Consider the following 16,938-nt stretch of genomic DNA (forward strand, 5'->3'; position numbering starts at 1 on the left):
CGCCGTAACACAAGCAGTTCAGAAATAGACTAAACTTAACAATAGCGGTATAAATATGTGCGCATATTAAATCGAGACAAAAAGACTAAAATGCGAGACTCCTGTCTTGATTTCCCCTATTGAAAATTAACCAAGCCCATGCAATGCATTATTTAATTTCCTTGTTCTTTTTCATTTTTCTATTAAATGTCGCTTCGGCGGATGATTTTGCCGACATAGTGTCGGCCCCAAAAAAACCAGCCCCCGTAGTCCAGCTGACATCTAAAGAACAGGCGTGGTTAGCGAATCACAAAAAGATCCGAATTGCTTTTGACGGTTCATTGCCACCTTATAGCTTCATCAATGACGCCGGACAGCTTGAAGGTATTGCGATCGAAGTCATGAGCACCCTGAGCAAACGCTTGGGCATTAAATTTGAAACCTATCCCAATACCAGCTGGAACAAAGTATACGAAGCTGCAGCCGCTCATAAAATTGACGTCGTCGCGACAATGGTCAATCGGCCGGATCGCAGACAGTGGTTTAACTTCACCCAACCCTATCTGATAAAAACTTTGGTTATCATGACCAAAAGAGATAACGTCTCAATTAAAAGCCAAAGCGATCTTGTCGGCAAAAAAGTCGCGATGGTTAAAGGCTATCAATTTGTTGACCGGATTATTAAAGAACTGCCCTCAGCCACGCCTTATTTTGTAAGCTCCATGCTGGATGGGTTAAAGACAGTCAGTACCGAAAAAGCAGATGCCGCCATTACTTTTATGGCTACAGCCGGTTATCTGCAAACAAAATATCTCCTGACTGACCTGAAAATTGCAGCTTTTTATGATCTTAATAGCGCCAATGACAGCATTAACGAAAGTATCGCCATACGTAATGACTGGCCGATTCTGGCGGACATTTTACAAAAAGCGCTGGTCACCATCAGTGAAGAAGAAATGCAGAATATCCATGCAAAATGGGTTCCCAGCATTAAATCCTCGATTGATTATGAACTGATTTGGGAAATTGTAACGGCCTTCATAAGTATATTGGTTTTATTGTTACTATGGATTGCGCGGGTTCGCAGACAAAACAAGAAAATCAAACTGTCAAAAACCGAAGTTCAGACCACCAACAAAATCCTGCAAGCATTAAAAAGCGACCTCGAACACCTGGTTGTAAAGCGCACCGCCGAGCTGAACTCCAGCGAACATAAATTTCGTAGCCTGGTTGAAAATCTGCGTAATGAATACTTCTTTTATCAACGCGATTGCGACGGCATATTCACTTATATCAGCCCATCAATAACCAATATACTCGGATACACTGTGGAGCAATTTATGGCTCATTACCATGAATACCTGACTGATAATCCAATGAATCTTAAAATTGATGAGTACGCCGAACCATACGATCAAGACCGGCAAAACCCACCTTACCAGTTAGAAATATACAGTGCGCAGAAAAATATCCATTGGCTTGAAGTGACAGACACCCCTGCTTATGATGAAGACAACAAATATATCGGTGTCGATGGCATTGTGCATGACATCACTTTACGCAAACAAGCTGATGATCGCTTAATCTGGCTATCCCATTACGATGAGTTAACCGGACTGGCTAATCGCCGGCTATTTGCCGATCAGCTCCAACATGTCATCAGTATGGCGCATCGTACCAACGTGTCGGTTTCACTTTTTTACCTGGACCTGGATCGCTTCAAGTTTGTTAACGACACGATGGGACACGCTATTGGTGACGAAGTACTAAAAGAAACAGCCATAAGAATTTCTTCAACTCTGCGCGATTCCGACATCGCCGCCCGGCTTGGCGGCGATGAATTCGCTCTATTATTACCGCAAACCGATGCTGACGGAGCGGCCCCGGTTGCTGAGAAAATCCTGAAAAAATTATGTGAACCTTATATTTTCGGTGATTTGGAATTTACGCTGGGCGGCAGTATCGGTATTGCGATTTACCCTCAAGATACCACCAATAGCGAAACCCTGGTTCACTTTGCCGATACCGCAATGTATCACGCAAAACAGGGAAAGCATGGCGTTTCTTTCTATTTCGAAAGCATGCAGAAAAAGAAAGCAGTCGGGCAATAAAAAGGATCGCGCCCACCAGCCAACAAGCTAAAAATTATTGGCCGACAACTTTGAGTGACAATCACGCCCTGCCCGATTCGTGGATAAATTACGCAAGTACGACGTAGAGTTGAGTTTTTTTTCGTTTGCTTAATTACGCAATTGCGTCATCAGCTCCTCTGCTAAGCCTCTTACTTCAACGCGGGTAATTATAACCAGTCGCCCAATACCATCATCGGAAGCTCTTACCGGCAGCCGCATTGCAGGATAAAGCCTTCCGACTGTTCCTTGCACCAGCAGCGGCTCATTTTGCTCAGGTGTGTAAACCATGCCTTTCAAGCGCACCAGTTGTTTAGAATAACGGGCCATCAGGTATTCCAACGCTGTTTGTAATCGCTCCCACGGTAGCGCTTGCTCAAGCTGCAAAGTGATGCTGCTAAAGCCGTGATCGGGTAAATCGGTCAGTTCAGCATCACGCAGTCGCCGTAGCTTCTTCGGACAATTAAGAAGTGCCTCAGGGTCAAGCTCACCTTGCACAGCAATCAGCCGGGGTGCCGCGGGAGCAAGACTCAGCAAGCGTGCGTCCAGCTTTGCAATTGCTTCAGCTGTCGCTAAGTCGGTTTGCGTCATTACTACTGTATCTGCCCAGGCAATTTGCGCTTGGACTTCAGGGAAAGAGTCGAACTGATCTGTATCCATGGTCGCTGAAACCGTGACGATAACGCCTTGCAAGCTATAACGCGCAGCCAACCAGCGTTCCCTTAACAAAATATCCAGCACCGGTTCAGGATTGGCAACGCCGCTGGTTTCGATAATCACCCGCTCGAAAAGTTTATCCCCGGAATCCCACGCCATGCGTAGATTTTTAAGCAAGGGCGTTAACGATCCGCGCACCTGACAGCACAAGCAACCCCCAACCAAGGTCGATAAAGGCACCTTGTGCTCGCGCAGTAATTGTTGATCAATTGGTGTGGCGCCGAATTCATTGATGATGACGGCAGATTTAGGCGCATGATTCAATAAACGATTCAGTAAAGTAGTCTTTCCGCTACCAAGAAAACCGCTGATGATGAATACAGGGATACGCTCAATGGCTTTAGCGGATGGGGACAAGTTGTAATGATTCATGTTGTGTATTAATGAGCTTTGTAGATGCTGTGTTTGGCAAAAAAGGTTCGGTTGATACTTCAATATGTAATGGCGTAAACCGTTATATGACAAGTAGAAAGACAAAATTGCATGGGCCTTTTGATCTTAGAAATGAGCTTACACAGAGTGGAAGCAGGTACATAAGAATGGCCCCAATATTACAATTATTATCGTCTTTTTAATTCTGAGCCGGAGGCCAATTTGAAAAAACTCATTTACTTCCTTATGCCGCGCTCCTAATTTACTCAAAAACCTAGCTTCATATAAAACTGGGCCAAAATTGGTGTCAATATTTTAGATCTAAGTTGAGAAAACATCCGCCGCATCAGCTGGCCATAAACCGATATTGCCACGCCACCTTCCCTCACTTTGTTCCCTATATCTTGATTTAGTAACTCACCCTAAACCCTATCTCCGCGCCGCGCCCCGGTTCCGGCGCAAAGTTACGCAAATACGAGGTGGAGTTACGGATATTCTCATTCAGCAGGTTATTGGCCTTGGCAAACACCATCACATCGGTATCGTGCAAATCCAGGACTTGATATTGCGTGCCGAGACTCAGCAGCAGATAGCCGGGCGTCGCGGTATCGTTATCGCCCGCATGAGTCTGGGCTTCGCCGCGTGTTAGGCGCAGATTGGTATTCCAATTACCTTTGGTGTGGTCAAGCTGAAAGCCGAAACGCAACGGCGGCATGCGCGGTACATCGGCACCATTAACGAATTGACCGCGGGTAAAATCGCTGAACAGCGTTAAATCAACCGCTCCGAGCCGGTTTTGCAGTAACGGAAAAACCAGCTTGCTTTCGTAGCCCATGAAGGTGGCGTCGGCTTGGCGGGTTTCGACGACGGGCGCACCGTCTATGAATTCGCCATTACGCTGCTGGTAAATATAATCGCCCGCCCAATTATGGAATAAATCAAGCTGGGCTCTGACCCAGTCCGATTTGAATTTATAACCCAAATCCAGGTTGTAGGAGGTTTCTTCGCGCAGATTGATATTGCCGATTTCAAAGCTGCGGGTGGCGTCATGAAAACCGTTCGTCAGCAGCTCCTGTACTTGCGGCGCACGTTGCGAGCGGGTTATCGCAAGATTGAGGCTGTTGCTGTCATTGATTTTCCACACGCTGGAAGCGGAAGCACTGACCGGCACATAATTAAGACTGGAAAGCCCTTGCGGGTCCAGCGTCGTGTCTTCAACCCGGATACCGAGCTGGTTGGCAAATGCCCCGATATTGAATGATTCCACGGCAAAGACACCGTAACTGTTGCTTAGCGTTTGCGGCACAATCACTTCGCTGGAGGCCTTGTCAATTGCCGCAAAATCTCCGGCAATGGCTTGAAAACCAACCATGCCCCGGAATACCCCAAGGAGGGAGCGTGGTGGCCAAAGTATACACAATTCGTTTTTCAGATTTCACTGATGCTGTGTCCGACTTTCAATCGCAACGCCTCATCGCTCAAAGGTTGATGATTGCCTCGACCCACAATGTCCTGGAGACCCGTATAGGGTGCAGCTCACGAAACGGAAAAAATCGTATTCTAAAGCTATCTCACCTCAGATAAGAGCGAAGTACTCCCACCAACTGTTCCAAATCCTCGCTCCGCTGCTGTGGGGAAAGATCATCCGCGCCAAGGTGCTCGCGAAGGTGCCCTTCTAGCACTTCAGTCATCAGTCCGTTAACTGCGCCCCGAATTGCGGCGATTTGCTGAAGAACCGCTGCACACTCCGATTCTCGCTCTAGCGCCTTTTCCAGCGCCTCAGCCTGCCCTTTAATACGGCGCACACGTGTCAACAATTGTTTCTTGGATTTGATCGTATGGGCCATGTCGTCTCTTTTGATTGCATGAAAATATACTGGGGTATAGTATATATTTTATTTAACCCAAGGACTCTATTAAATGCAATCCTCAGCTTCTGTTGACAACTGGCGTCACTCTCACGTTTTTGACGAGGGCAACCCTCTGGCGGAAAGAAACACGTGCTGGGCCGTGGTATTAACCGCGGTGATGATGGTGGCGGAGATCGTCGGCGGTTTGATGTTCAACTCAATGGCGTTGTTGGCTGATGGCTGGCACATGAGTTCGCACGCCTTGGCGCTCGGTCTGTCGGTGCTCGCTTATGGTGCAGCTCGCCGCTTTGCCCACGATGTGCGGTTCGCTTTTGGTACTTGGAAGATTGAGGTGCTGGGCGGCTATACCAGCGCGGTTTTCCTGGTTGGAGTTGCAGGGTTGATGCTGTACCAGTCTGTTGAGCGTCTGTTCTCACCGTCGCCGATTCATTATGACCAAGCCATCTCGATTGCGATGGTCGGCCTGCTAATTAATCTTGCTTGTGCGTGGCTACTCAAGGATAGTCACAGCCATCACCACGGTCATCACGAGCATGACAGTCATCACCATCACGACCTGAACCTGCGTTCCGCGTATCTGCACGTTTTGGCTGACGCAGCTACCTCTATGCTCGCGATACTGGCGCTGATCGGCGGCAAATTTTTGGGGGCCAATTGGCTTGACCCGGTCATGGGTATTGTTGGTGCAGGCTTGGTCGCAATATGGGCTTATGGGTTGCTGCGTGATACCGGACGCGTATTACTCGATGCCGAGATGAACGCCCCTGTGGTGGCAGAAATCCGAGAAGTCATCGACGCAAGCCCAATCAAGGCCGATATCACTGATCTGCACGTATGGCGTGTTGGTAAGGGCAAGTACGCGAGCATCCTTTCGCTCGCCGTCACGGATGCCGCAGAGCCGGATGACTTCAGGCGACAACTCAGCATTCACGAAGAACTAGTGCATGTCACTGTTGAAGTCAATCTACTCCGAGGATAGTCAAGCACGTTGACAATCGACTGCGTGCCAATTTAGGCTATGCCTCAACCAAGCGGCAGGCATGAGGCTCAGACCGCGTAAGATTAGAATTCTTTCGTCATTGTCCGACGCATTCTCTGTCAGGTTTTAAACTTCCAGCTAACAGATTAGCTGTTAGTGAATGGTCAAGTCACAAATTATTACTACGTAATTGTGCCATCAGCTCTTCAGCTAAATCTTTTACGCCACCCTGGGTAATAATAACCAGTCGTCCAATGCCATCATCAGAAGTTCTTACCGGTAGCCGCGTTGCAGGATAAAGCCTTCCGGCGGCTCCCTGCACCAGTAAGGGTTGATTTTGCCCAGGTGTGTAAACCATGCCTTTTAAGCGGATGAGCTGTTTAGGATAATGAACAATCAGGTATTCCAACGCTTTCTGTATGCGTTCCCACGGTATCGGATGCTCAAGTTGCAAGGCGATACTGCTAAAACCGTGATCGGGTAAATCGGTCAGCTCAGTATCACGCAGTCGCCGAAATTTCTTCGGAAAGTTGAGTAGTGCACTGTGGTCAAGCTCGCCTTGCACAGCGGTCAACCGGGTTGCAGCGGGGGCTAATTGATCCAGTCGCGCACTAATTCGTTCAATTTGTTGATCTGTTGCTAAATCAGTTTGAGTCATTACCACGGTGTCTGCCCAGGCACAAGCAGCTTGTGCTTCAGGAAAATAATCAAAATAATCTTCATCCATAACCGCTGAAACGGTAGTAATAACGCCTTGTAAACTATAACGCTTAGCTATCCAACGCTCCCTTAACAAAATATCCAGCACCGGCTCAGGATTGGCAACGCCGCTGGTTTCGATAATCACCCGCTCGAAAGGCTTATCCCCGGAATCCCAAGCCATGCGCAGATTTTTAAGCAAGGGCGTTAACGAACCGCGTACTTGGCAACATAAACAACCGCCAACCAAGGTCGATAAAGGTACTTTATGCTCGCGCAATAATTGTTGGTCGATCGGGGTGGTACCGAATTCATTGATAATCACGGCGGATTTGGGCGCATGACTCAATAAACGATTCAATAACGTGGTTTTTCCGCTGCCGAGAAAACCGCTGATGATGAATACGGGTATACGTTCAATAGCGTTAGCAGATGAGGACAAACTGTAATTTTTCATCGTTTGTTTATTAGCGCTTGAGGATTTTGGTTTTTGTCAGCAAGGCATGCGAAGGCTTCTTCCAACGTTAAGTGCTCCTGTTGTCCACCGTTCAACCAGCGTAATGTAAGCGATTCTTCATTCACTTCGCGCTTGCCTACAATAATCAGCAGTGGAATTTTAGCCAGGGTGTGCTCCCGGACCTTGTAGCCTATTTTTTCATTACGCAGATCCGTTTCGCTGCTCAACCCTTGCAAGCGTAACCGTTCGCAGACTTCGGCAGCATAGTCGTCTCCTTGCGTAGTCACTGACGCGACAACGGCTTGAAGAGGCGCAAACCAAAACGGCAGCCATCCTGCGTAGTGTTCCAGCAGAATACCGGTGAAACGTTCCAGCGAACCAAACAACGCCCGATGTAACATAACCGGCACGTGTTTATGTCCCTCTTCGTCGATGTAATAAGCGCCTAAGCGTTCCGGCAGATTTAAATCGACCTGCAAGGTACCGCATTGCCAGTCGCGGCCAATCGCGTCACGCAGGACGAACTCAAGTTTCGGCCCATAAAAAGCGCCTTCCCCCGGATTGTGCGTATAGGGCAAACCGCTGGCTTCAATGGCTAACCGCAACGCTTGTTCGGACTGGTCCCAGACGGCATCGCTACCCACTCGTTGTAGGGGGCGGTCCGAAAATTTAATGCGGATGTCGTCGAAACCGAAATCACGGTAAATACTTAAAATTAACTCGCAAATCTTCAGGCTTTCATCCGTGATCTGTTTTCCGGTACAGAAAATATGCGCGTCATCCTGGGTAAAAGCGCGTACGCGCATTAATCCATGCAATGAACCGGAAGGTTCGTAACGATGCACCTTACCAAACTCGGCCAGACGGAGGGGGAGCTGCCGGTAACTCCGTAGCCCTTGCTTGAACACCTGGACCCCGCCGGGGCAATTCATCGGCTTAAGCGCATAGATGCGGTCGTCCCCGGTTTGCATGGTAAACATGTTGTCACCGAATTTCTCCCAGTGACCGGAAGCTTCCCATAAGGAAATATCCATGATGTCCGGCGTATTGATCTCCTCATAGCCTGATGCCGTCTGGCGTTGGCGCAGGTAATCGATTAAACGCTGAAACAAGCGCCAACCTTTGGCATGCCAAAATACCGCGCCGGGCGCCTGCTCTTGAAAGTGGAACAAATCCATCTCACGTCCCAATCGCCGGTGATCGCGACGTTCGGCTTCTTCTAAGTGCTGAAGGTAGCGATCAAGATCGGCGCGCGTCGTCCACACTGTGCCAGTGATCCGTTGCAGCATCGGTTTGCTCTGGTCGCCCCTCCAGTAAGCTCCGGCGACTTTCAATAATTTGAACGCCTTTCCCACCTGCCCGGTGTTTTCCAGATGCGGGCCACGGCAAAGATCGAGAAAACCGCCTTGCCGGTAAACCGAAATCGTCTCGCCCTCAGGAATATTTTGAATCAGTTCCAACTTGAAACGTTCATTGACGGCGGTGAAATGCGCAATAGCCTGCGCTCGGCTCCATTCCTCACGTATGACCGGTTCGGCGCGATCAACGATTTCCTGCATGCGCATTTCAATTTGGACGAGATCATCGGGCATGAACGCCTCGGCAAGGGCAAAATCGTAATAAAAGCCGTTCTCGGTAGCCGGACCGATAGCGACTTGCGCTGTAGGATAAAGCTCTTTGACCGCTTCGGCCATCAGGTGCGCCGCATCGTGACGCAGGAGTTCAAGATAAACGTCTTTTTCTCCCTCTTTGGAAGTAATAGAAAGGTTGTTTGACAGATTCATGATTAATGGTTGTAACGGCATTTATTTTGTTTATCCATAACAGGCGGTTTAGATTGTCGCTGGTGCGGCAAGATAAGGCTGTCCGGCATCATGGCTGACAAAGCGCTCACTATCGGCCTGCCTGAAACTGACATCCGCCACCTTGAAATTATCCAGGCTCAGGTTATAAAAGCGGTCGTAGTAGGCCTGTAGTTCGCGTTTGATGTGTGGCTCGAAGCTCACCTGGATCATTTGCGTGGCGCCGTTACGGCGCTGCTGTACATCGCCGTTTTTTACCACCAATTCCCCATTTTTAAAGACCAGGTCGGCAGCGCTGAACATGGCTTCCTGATCGACTTGCGGGGTGTACACCGCAATATCGGCAATGGCGCCGGGCTGCAAATGGCCTCTATCCTTCAAACCCAACATACGCGCCGCAGCGGTTCGGGTCATGACGGCAATGTCATATAACGAAAACTCTTTTTTCAAATCTTTTAACAAACTCATGGCGACCGCTTCAGGATGCAATTGGTCCATACATTCCAGACGAAAATCATAATCCATTAACAGCCGGATCAAATGCGGGTAGCGCGTAAACGGCCCGCCGTTGGGATGATCGGTGGTGAAAAACAAGCGCCACGGGTCTTCGGCCAGCAAAAAGATTTCTAAGCCGATCAGCCATTGCAGGCTGTTAACAAAACTTTGTTGCTGATAACGGTACGGAACAGCGCCGCCGCTGCCTTCGCATTCGGCATCCCACATCACCCATTTATTGGGCGTCGCATCGTTACGACGGCTGTATTGGGCAATCACATCGCCGGAAATGGTCACGGTCTGTCCAAACAACACTTGGCCGACATCCATCGTGATATTACGATGTTGATTAAAACCGTCGATTAATTTGGCCGCCGCCGATGAAAAAACCCGGCCGCCTTCGCTGCCATAGCCGTAGAACTGGATATGCGCCAAATGCATCGGCAAGCCTTGCGCGGCTTCCATGGTGGCGATAGCGGTATCGACATTGCCGGGAATGCCCAGGTTATTGCAATGCACATGCACCGGGTGCGGCAGATGAATGTCGCACGCCGCGCGTTGCAGCGTCTGCAAAATCTGCCGGGAGCTGACCCCGTAATCCGGCACCACATCATCCAACGCAAAACTGCGCACATTCGATTTAAAGGCGTTGGCGCCGCCGGCATTAATCACCTTTAAACCCAAACAGCGGGTCGCCTGTAAAGTCCAGGCCACATAATCGTTGACTTGGTTTTGACTAGCCTTAGCGCGCAGCAGCCGCAACAGGAAATCATCGTTACCGAGAATGGCCAAACCCGCGGTATCGATGATCGGAATATCGGCCATCTGTAAATGGGCATCCAGAGCATTAGCGGGCAATACCGCCGGTTCAACGACGGTCGTGTAACCCATTTGCGCGTAGCGATAGCCGGTTTCGGTGGTTGACCAACGCGCCGTACTAAACGCGTGGCCCAACTTGCGGGCCATGTAATTGCGGTGCTGTTCGGGCAGTAACAAGCGCGCGGTGTTAACGTTGCCGCCGGCAATGTGGCTATGAATATCGATCGCTCCGGCCATGACGACCTTGCCGGAAACATCATAATCGACATCAATCGCTACGTCTGAATCGGGCTTGGAAACAATCGCGCCATCGCGGATAAACAGGTCCTGAACGGTGCCGTTCAGGCCTTGGGCGGGATCGAAAACTTGCCCACCTGTTAAACGCGTCAACATCTCAAATGATCCTGCAACTTTCCAGCGCTTCGTGTATGGCCTGTTTGGGCAGATTACGCCCGATAAAGACCAAGGTTGACCGGCGAATTTCATCGGCCGCCCAAGGCACGCCGATACTGTCTGCCAGCAGCATGTGCACGCCCTGGTAAATCACTTTGCGATCGCAGCCCGCTATATGAACAATGCCTTTATAGCGCAATAAATCATTGCCGAAATCCCTGACCATGATGTCGATAAAGGCGATCATTTTGGCCGCATCGAAAGCTTTGTCGGTGCGGTATACGAAAGACGCGATACCGGCATCGTGTTCATGGCTGACATCTTCCAGAAAATCGGGCTCGATTTCCAGAATGGCATTGAGATTGAAACCGCGTATGTCAAGAATTTCACTGATGTCGGTTTCGCCAAAATGGGCATGAGCGATAGGCGCGCGGGCGTTAATCGCGCGTAATCGCGCTTCCAATGCAGTGAGTTCTTCCGGCGTGATCAAGTCGGTTTTGGATAACAACAAGCGGTCCGCAAAGCCGACCTGCTCTTCCGCTTCATGGCATTCAGCAAGCTGTTTGAGTGCGTGTTTGGCATCAACGACGGTAATAATTGCATCGAGCACATAATATTCGCCAATATCCTGTTCGACAAAAAACGTTTGCGCGACAGGAGCGGGGTCCGCAAGCCCGGTGGTTTCGATAATGACCCGCTCAAAGTGCAGAGCCACTTTCTCCCGTTTTTCGGCCAACTCGCCCAAAATCCGCACCAAATCGCCGCGCACGGTACAACAAATGCAGCCGTTGTTCATTTCGACGATCTGCTCGTCACCCTGAATCAGCAGGTCGTTATCGATACCTTCTTCGCCGAATTCATTTTCGATGACGGCAATGCGGCGGCCATGTTCCTCGGACAGGATGCGATTTAACAGCGTCGTTTTTCCTGCGCCTAAAAAACCGGTCAAAATGGTGACCGGAACAGGTGTGGAGCGGTTGGAATCAGGCATGGATTATCCTCTCGGTTATAAAAAATGAAGTTTGCATAACAAACTCAGCCAAAATCCAGCGTCAATAACAAACGCTTGGGTGAATTGGGCATCAACTTTGGCGAGCGATGTATCGCGCCATGCTGTTCATTGCCTTCCCAATGACGGCCTTTCAGCAAGCCGATTGCATAAGGCGGCATCTTGTGGATCGCGTTATCATCCAAAATCAAGCCTGAGAGTTCGTCGCTTAAGCCGCCTGAACCGCTGCCCAATTTACGCCGGTCGGCATAAGCATCTTCCAGCCATTCGGTGCCGACGCCGCCGTAAGTGCACACCAGGCGGCAGGTCACCGAATCGACATGAAATTTTGGACACATGGCATGATCCAAGGTATGCAAACGCAAGCCGACACGTTTCAACTCGAATAAATCGCAATAAAGCGCGGTTAAAGCGGCCACATCTTTGCAAAATTCCCGGTAACCCGGTAAATGTCCTGTCTGAGGCAGCAGGCTAAAGAAATCGAATGACGCAAAATCAATGCTTTCAACAAAGCTGACCGGGTTGGAGAGTTTTAACAAATGCTCGACAAAGCTGTTCAGCTCGTTATCGACTTGACGCTCTATCAGGCAAAGATTGATACCGGGTTGATAGATTTGGGCCGAATCGGCCACGTCATCGGACAGGTAAGCTTGAGAATAAAGCGGCGTGATTAAATGTTGTGCGCTGGCAACCATGTTTGTCCTCATTGATTGAATAAAAAACGTTCCAGAATAATAATTGACTGCATGAAGCCGATACCGAATGCGAAGATCGTCGTTTGTCCAAACAGATGGGGTAATGTTGAATGTTCGTGCAAAGCGGGAATCATGTCGGTGGCGGCAATATAGATAAATCCGCCGGCGGCAATCGGCAGTAAAAACACTAAGGACGATTCCGCCACTTGACTGAACAACAAGGTAAATACGGCGCCGACGACAACCGTCAGCGAACAATAAAAGTTATAAAGAACCGCTTTGGCCGGTGGGTATCCGCCATAAACCAGTGCGCCGACATCGCCGATTTCCTGGGGAATTTCATGGGCGATGATGGCCAAGGTCGTGGTAAAGCCTAATACCGGGTTCACTAAAAAACTGCCCACAATCAAGATGCCGTCGACAAAGTTATGGATCGCGTCGCCCATTAAGTTCATCTTTGCGATGGGTTTGATGTACCCGGATTGTTCCGATATATCAATGTGATGGTCATGCCGCCAACGCACCACTTTTTCCAGTATAAAAAAGATAAAGACACCGGCGAGGGTTAACAAACATACCGTTGAAACCGAGCCCTGCCGGTTTACCGCATCGGGAATTAAATGAATAAAGGCGTCGCCCAATAACACGCCGACCGCCAAGGCGACCAGATAAGGAATAATCCGTTTTAATTGTTCCGCCCCGACCCATAAGGCGAACATGCCGCTCATTGAGGTAAGACTGACCAGAAAGCTTGCGCCGATAGCGCCCGCAACGACTTCAAATGAAAGATTCATTATTGAGAAATTTTTTTGGATCAATTTGCTGGTGCGAACCGTAAATGAATTCGGCAATAGCGTTTGGCAGCAGATGCAGTAACGCATCCGCCAGTAACACACCAAGCACTAAAGCGATTAAATTCGACACAATGCGTTTTAAACGCTTGTCCTTAAGCCACAGCGACAACAAGCCCAAGCTGATTAACAGACCGACACCGACTGCATGAATAGTGCGATCAAGACTGTTCATCAGCCAACCATTGCGGAAAATTATCCGGGTAGGTTTTCCAAGTCTCTTTACCGGCAGAAAGCTCGTCATCAGTCAACAAACACTGGTCCAATTCCCGGCGCGCTTTATCAACATTGATGTTTTGACCGATAAAGACCAGTTCTTGCCGGCAATCGCCAAAAGGGGCTTGCCAGTTAGCACGAATATCCGCGACATAATTTTCAGGCCATTCCGATTCAGGCACCGACGCCCACCAGCGCCCGGCGCAGCCATGTTGCATGGTGCCGCCGGCTTGCGACCAGTTGCCCACCCATTCAGGCCGCGAAGCCAGCCAAAAAAAACCTTTGGATCGCAGCAAAGTACCGTTATTCCAATCCGCACGATGCAGATAATCGAAAAAACGCTCGGGATGAAACGGCTTGCGGGCGGCGTAAACAAAACTGGCGATGCCGTATTCCTCGGTCTCGGGTTTATGAGTACCGCGCATTTCTTGCAGCCAGCCCGGCGCCTGTTCCGCCTGTTCGAAATTGAAGCGTCCGGTATTGATGATTTTACGAAGAGGCGCTTGCCCCATGACCATCGGGATGATCTCGGCATCGCGATTCAGGGTATTTAGAATGGCTATTAAATTAGCCAGCTCGTCGCTGCATACCAAATCGGCTTTTGAAATCAGAATCACGTTACTGAATTCCACCTGCTCCACCAGCAAATCGGCGATATTGCGTTCATCCTCGTCGCCCAGCTCGGCATGGATGTCTTTCAGCGATTGCGCCTCTAAATAATCGCGCATGAAATTGACCGCATCGACCACCGTCACCAGAGTGTCCAGTTTAGAAATGTCCGACAAACTCACGCCGTCTTCATCCCTAAAGGTAAAGGTTTCGGCAATCGGCATGGGTTCAGCGATGCCGGTGGATTCAATCAACAAATAATCAAAACGGCCTTCTTTGGCTAATTGTCCGACTTCCACCAGCAAGTCTTCACGCAATGTGCAGCAGATGCAGCCATTGCTCATTTCAACGAGTTTTTCTTCGGCCCGATTGAGCGCAACCTCGTTTTTGACGAGCGCCGCGTCGATATTGATTTCACTCATGTCATTGACAATCACGGCTATTTTTAAGCCCTCGCGGTTGGCGAGAATGTGATTGAGCAGCGTGGTTTTACCCGCCCCTAAAAAGCCGGACAGAACAGTTACCGGTAAACGTTTTTCAGTCATAAATAGCCTGTGAGATCGTGCTTATACTGCTGTTGGCCGACTTTTCTTGCTCAGCCAAATAATTAGCCCGTTTTATTAAAAACGATACCGTGTAAGGCGCGGCCCAAGTGTTCTTTTTGTGTCCAGGGATTACGCCGGATTGATAGATTTTTGACACATTCATTAGTAATTCACCCTAAAGCCTATTTCCGCGCCGCGCCCCGGCTCCGGCGCAAAGTTGCGCAAGTACGAGGTGGAGTTGCGGATATTTTCATTTAAAAGATTATTGGCTTTGGCAAACACCATCACATCGGCATCGTGCAAATCCAGGACTTGATATTGCGTGCCGAGACTCAGCAGCAGATAGCCGGGCGTCGCGGTATCGTTATCGCCCGCATGAGTCTGGGCTTCGCCGCGTGTTAGGCGCAGATTGGTATTCCAATTACCTTTGGTGTGGTCAAGCTGAAAGCCGAAACGCAACGGCGGCATGCGCGGTACATCGGCACCATTAACGAATTGACCGCGGGTAAAATCGCTGAACAGCGTTAAATCAACCGCTCCGAGCCGGTTTTGCAGTAACGGAAAAACCAGCTTGCTTTCGTAGCCCATGAAGGTGGCGTCGGCTTGGCGGGTTTCGACGACGGGCGCACCGTCTATGAATTCGCCATTACGCTGCTGGTAAATATAATCGCCCGCCCAATTATGGAATAAATCAAGCTGGGCTCTGACCCAGTCCGATTTGAATTTATAACCCAAATCCAGGTTGTAGGAGGTTTCTTCGCGCAGATTGATATTGCCGATTTCAAAGCTGCGGGTGGCGTCATGAAAACCGTTCGTCAGCAGCTCCTGTACTTGCGGCGCACGTTGCGAGCGGGTTATCGCAAGATTGAGGCTGTTGCTGTCATTGATTTTCCACACGCTGGAAGCGGAAGCACTGACCGGCACATAATTAAGACTGGAAAGCCCTTGCGGGTCCAGCGTCGTGTCTTCAACCCGGATACCGAGCTGGTTGGCAAATGCCCCGATATTGAATGATTCCACGGCAAAGACACCGTAACTGTTGCTTAGCGTTTGCGGCACAATCACTTCGCTGGAGGCCTTGTCAATTGCCGCAAAATCTCCGGCAATGGCTTGAAAACCAACCATGCCGCGAAATACCCCCAAAGGGTTGTGAGTCAGCTCCAGGCGGCTTTCGTAAGTTTTATTGGTAAAAAACGCGCCGGGCTCGCCATCGGCAATTTCGGTATGTTGATAGTCGGTATAGCCCAGCTTCATGCGCAGGGATTCGGCGAACTTAAACGGGTTTTTCAACTCGCTTTTGAAGTCATATTTGCTTTGTTTCAGATCGATACGGGTAATCTCGCCGCCGGAACCGTCCGGTGCAATGCCGTAGTTATTTTCCAGGCGGTTGATGGAGACCCCGGCAAAGCCCGGATCGCCTATCAGGGAAACGCCGGCCGAGCCGCTGATCGCGTGAGCGGAGGTATTGTTGATGTAGCCTTTGGTATTTTGAATAACATCCAGTGTCGGATCGGTCGCTTGGGCCGCATTGACATCGATAGCCGAGCCGCCGATATCGAGATTATTGCGATTGCGATAAAAGCCGTCCAGGTGATAAGCCAGGTTACTTTTGCCGCCTTCTATTTTCATGACTGTGGAGGTTTCGTCGGAAACCGAGTCGAAACGCTGCTCAAGCGCACCACCCAGCAATTTGTCAGGGAGCTTGCCCGGAATCCGGTTATCGATCACATTGACCACGCCGCCGATCGCACCGCTGCCGTACAGTAAAGTGGCAGGGCCGCGCAACACTTCGATGCGCTCCGCCAGCAGCGGCTCGACGCTGGTCGCATGATCAGGGCTTATCGCCGAAGCGTCATTGCTGCCGATGCCGTTGTTCAACACCCGCACACGCGGCCCGCTTTGACCGCGAATGACCGGCGTGCCGACACCCGGTCCGAAGGATTGGCTGGTAATACCCAGTTCGTTTTTCAGCGTTTCACCGATGCTGTGGCCGACTTTCAAACGCAACTCCTCATTGCTCAGAACGGTGACCGGAACCGCGGATTCAGAGGCTTTGTCTTGTAACGGCGCGGTGACGACCACTTCTTCTAGTTGCTGTATATCCTCTTCGACTGCATAAACGGCTGTTGGTACTACCGCAGCCGTCGATAGGAAGAAAAAAGCAGAGATTTTTTTGTTCATAAAATGCCCAAGATATTAAATTGAAAACTTAAGGTCACCATTCCAATAAACTCATTAATCAGCCCTGGCGCTGAGTGAAGTTGGAATGGCATTTTGCATAAAAAGATATGTTATAACATA

Annotated in this window: 14 protein-coding genes; 2 read left to right on the forward strand and 12 right to left on the reverse strand. The window is 49.7% G+C overall.

The window, feature by feature from the left end; all coding sequences use genetic code 11:
- The first annotated feature begins 119 nt into the window (after positions 1-119).
- Positions 120-2,090 (forward strand): diguanylate cyclase domain-containing protein, encoded by a 1,971-nt coding sequence (locus tag V7051_RS02715; protein ID WP_333873219.1) that lies wholly within the window; start codon positions 120-122, stop codon positions 2,088-2,090.
- A gap of 129 nt (positions 2,091-2,219) precedes the next feature.
- Here V7051_RS02715 and V7051_RS02720 read toward each other — a convergent pair whose 3' ends face one another.
- From V7051_RS02720 to V7051_RS02730, 3 genes are all read right to left on the reverse strand, one after another.
- Positions 2,220-3,197, reverse strand: a complete 978-nt coding sequence (locus V7051_RS02720; RefSeq protein ID WP_333873218.1) for a CobW family GTP-binding protein — start codon at positions 3,195-3,197, stop codon at positions 2,220-2,222.
- A gap of 409 nt (positions 3,198-3,606) precedes the next feature.
- The gene (locus tag V7051_RS02725; RefSeq protein ID WP_334181116.1) at positions 3,607-4,569 is read right to left on the reverse strand and encodes a TonB-dependent receptor; all 963 of its coding nucleotides are present in this window, start codon (positions 4,567-4,569) and stop codon (positions 3,607-3,609) included.
- A 199-nt stretch (positions 4,570-4,768) separates the two neighbouring features.
- A complete protein-coding gene (locus tag V7051_RS02730; RefSeq protein ID WP_333873216.1) occupies positions 4,769-5,044 on the reverse strand; it encodes a metal/formaldehyde-sensitive transcriptional repressor in 276 nt (91 codons plus the stop codon).
- Positions 5,045-5,117: 73 nt separating this feature from the next.
- Between V7051_RS02730 and dmeF the strand changes: the two genes are divergently transcribed.
- Positions 5,118-6,047, forward strand: a complete 930-nt coding sequence (gene dmeF, locus V7051_RS02735) for a CDF family Co(II)/Ni(II) efflux transporter DmeF (RefSeq protein WP_333873215.1) — start codon at positions 5,118-5,120, stop codon at positions 6,045-6,047.
- Between the two features lie 169 nt (positions 6,048-6,216).
- On the opposite strand, the gene V7051_RS02740 is transcribed toward dmeF, so the two are convergent.
- From V7051_RS02740 to V7051_RS02780, 9 genes are all read right to left on the reverse strand, one after another.
- Positions 6,217-7,203, reverse strand: coding sequence for a CobW family GTP-binding protein (locus V7051_RS02740; RefSeq protein ID WP_333873214.1), 987 nt, complete (start codon positions 7,201-7,203; stop codon positions 6,217-6,219).
- Positions 7,200-8,987, reverse strand: a complete 1,788-nt coding sequence (gene thrS / locus V7051_RS02745) for a threonine--tRNA ligase (protein WP_333873213.1) — start codon at positions 8,985-8,987, stop codon at positions 7,200-7,202. The genes V7051_RS02740 and thrS overlap by 4 nt, the downstream gene beginning before the upstream one ends.
- Positions 8,988-9,035: 48 nt before the next feature.
- On the reverse strand, positions 9,036-10,712 hold the full coding sequence (locus V7051_RS02750) for a formylmethanofuran dehydrogenase subunit A (RefSeq protein ID WP_333873212.1): 1,677 nt from the start codon (positions 10,710-10,712) through the stop codon (positions 9,036-9,038).
- 1 nt (position 10,713) lies between these two features.
- Positions 10,714-11,703: a CobW family GTP-binding protein gene (locus V7051_RS02755; RefSeq protein WP_333873211.1), complete on the reverse strand. Its 990-nt coding sequence runs from the start codon at positions 11,701-11,703 to the stop codon at positions 10,714-10,716.
- 44 nt (positions 11,704-11,747) lie between these two features.
- Complete coding sequence (locus V7051_RS02760; RefSeq protein WP_333873210.1) at positions 11,748-12,416, reverse strand: DUF1826 domain-containing protein; 669 nt, start codon at positions 12,414-12,416, stop codon at positions 11,748-11,750.
- An 8-nt stretch (positions 12,417-12,424) separates the two neighbouring features.
- Positions 12,425-13,210, reverse strand: coding sequence for a ZIP family metal transporter (locus V7051_RS02765; RefSeq protein WP_333873209.1), 786 nt, complete (start codon positions 13,208-13,210; stop codon positions 12,425-12,427).
- A complete protein-coding gene (locus V7051_RS02770) occupies positions 13,194-13,442 on the reverse strand; it encodes a hypothetical protein (RefSeq protein ID WP_333873208.1) in 249 nt (82 codons plus the stop codon). The genes V7051_RS02765 and V7051_RS02770 overlap by 17 nt, the downstream gene beginning before the upstream one ends.
- Positions 13,429-14,637: a zinc metallochaperone GTPase ZigA gene (gene zigA / locus V7051_RS02775; protein ID WP_333873207.1), complete on the reverse strand. Its 1,209-nt coding sequence runs from the start codon at positions 14,635-14,637 to the stop codon at positions 13,429-13,431. Before zigA ends, V7051_RS02770 begins: the two co-directional genes overlap by 14 nt.
- Positions 14,638-14,799: 162 nt before the next feature.
- On the reverse strand, positions 14,800-16,818 hold the full coding sequence (locus V7051_RS02780) for a TonB-dependent receptor (RefSeq protein WP_334181117.1): 2,019 nt from the start codon (positions 16,816-16,818) through the stop codon (positions 14,800-14,802).
- Positions 16,819-16,938 lie beyond the last annotated feature (120 nt).

The sequence above is a fragment of the Methylobacter sp. genome (assembly GCF_036845245.1).
In the GTDB taxonomy this organism is placed as follows: Bacteria; Pseudomonadota; Gammaproteobacteria; order Methylococcales; family Methylomonadaceae; genus Methylobacter_A.

Coding starts and splice junctions, on each gene's coding strand:
- V7051_RS02720 (WP_333873218.1), bottom strand. CDS start 3,197: ATGAATCATTACAACTTGTCCCCATCCGCTAAAGCCATTGAGCGTATC.
- V7051_RS02725 (WP_334181116.1), bottom strand. CDS start 4,569: ATGGTTGGTTTTCAAGCCATTGCCGGAGATTTTGCGGCAATTGACAAG.
- V7051_RS02730 (WP_333873216.1), bottom strand. CDS start 5,044: ATGGCCCATACGATCAAATCCAAGAAACAATTGTTGACACGTGTGCGC.
- dmeF (WP_333873215.1), top strand. CDS start 5,118: ATGCAATCCTCAGCTTCTGTTGACAACTGGCGTCACTCTCACGTTTTT.
- V7051_RS02740 (WP_333873214.1), bottom strand. CDS start 7,203: ATGAAAAATTACAGTTTGTCCTCATCTGCTAACGCTATTGAACGTATA.
- thrS (WP_333873213.1), bottom strand. CDS start 8,987: ATGAATCTGTCAAACAACCTTTCTATTACTTCCAAAGAGGGAGAAAAA.
- V7051_RS02750 (WP_333873212.1), bottom strand. CDS start 10,712: ATGTTGACGCGTTTAACAGGTGGGCAAGTTTTCGATCCCGCCCAAGGC.
- V7051_RS02755 (WP_333873211.1), bottom strand. CDS start 11,703: ATGCCTGATTCCAACCGCTCCACACCTGTTCCGGTCACCATTTTGACC.
- V7051_RS02760 (WP_333873210.1), bottom strand. CDS start 12,416: ATGGTTGCCAGCGCACAACATTTAATCACGCCGCTTTATTCTCAAGCT.
- V7051_RS02765 (WP_333873209.1), bottom strand. CDS start 13,210: ATGAATCTTTCATTTGAAGTCGTTGCGGGCGCTATCGGCGCAAGCTTT.
- V7051_RS02770 (WP_333873208.1), bottom strand. CDS start 13,442: ATGAACAGTCTTGATCGCACTATTCATGCAGTCGGTGTCGGTCTGTTA.
- zigA (WP_333873207.1), bottom strand. CDS start 14,637: ATGACTGAAAAACGTTTACCGGTAACTGTTCTGTCCGGCTTTTTAGGG.
- V7051_RS02780 (WP_334181117.1), bottom strand. CDS start 16,818: ATGAACAAAAAAATCTCTGCTTTTTTCTTCCTATCGACGGCTGCGGTA.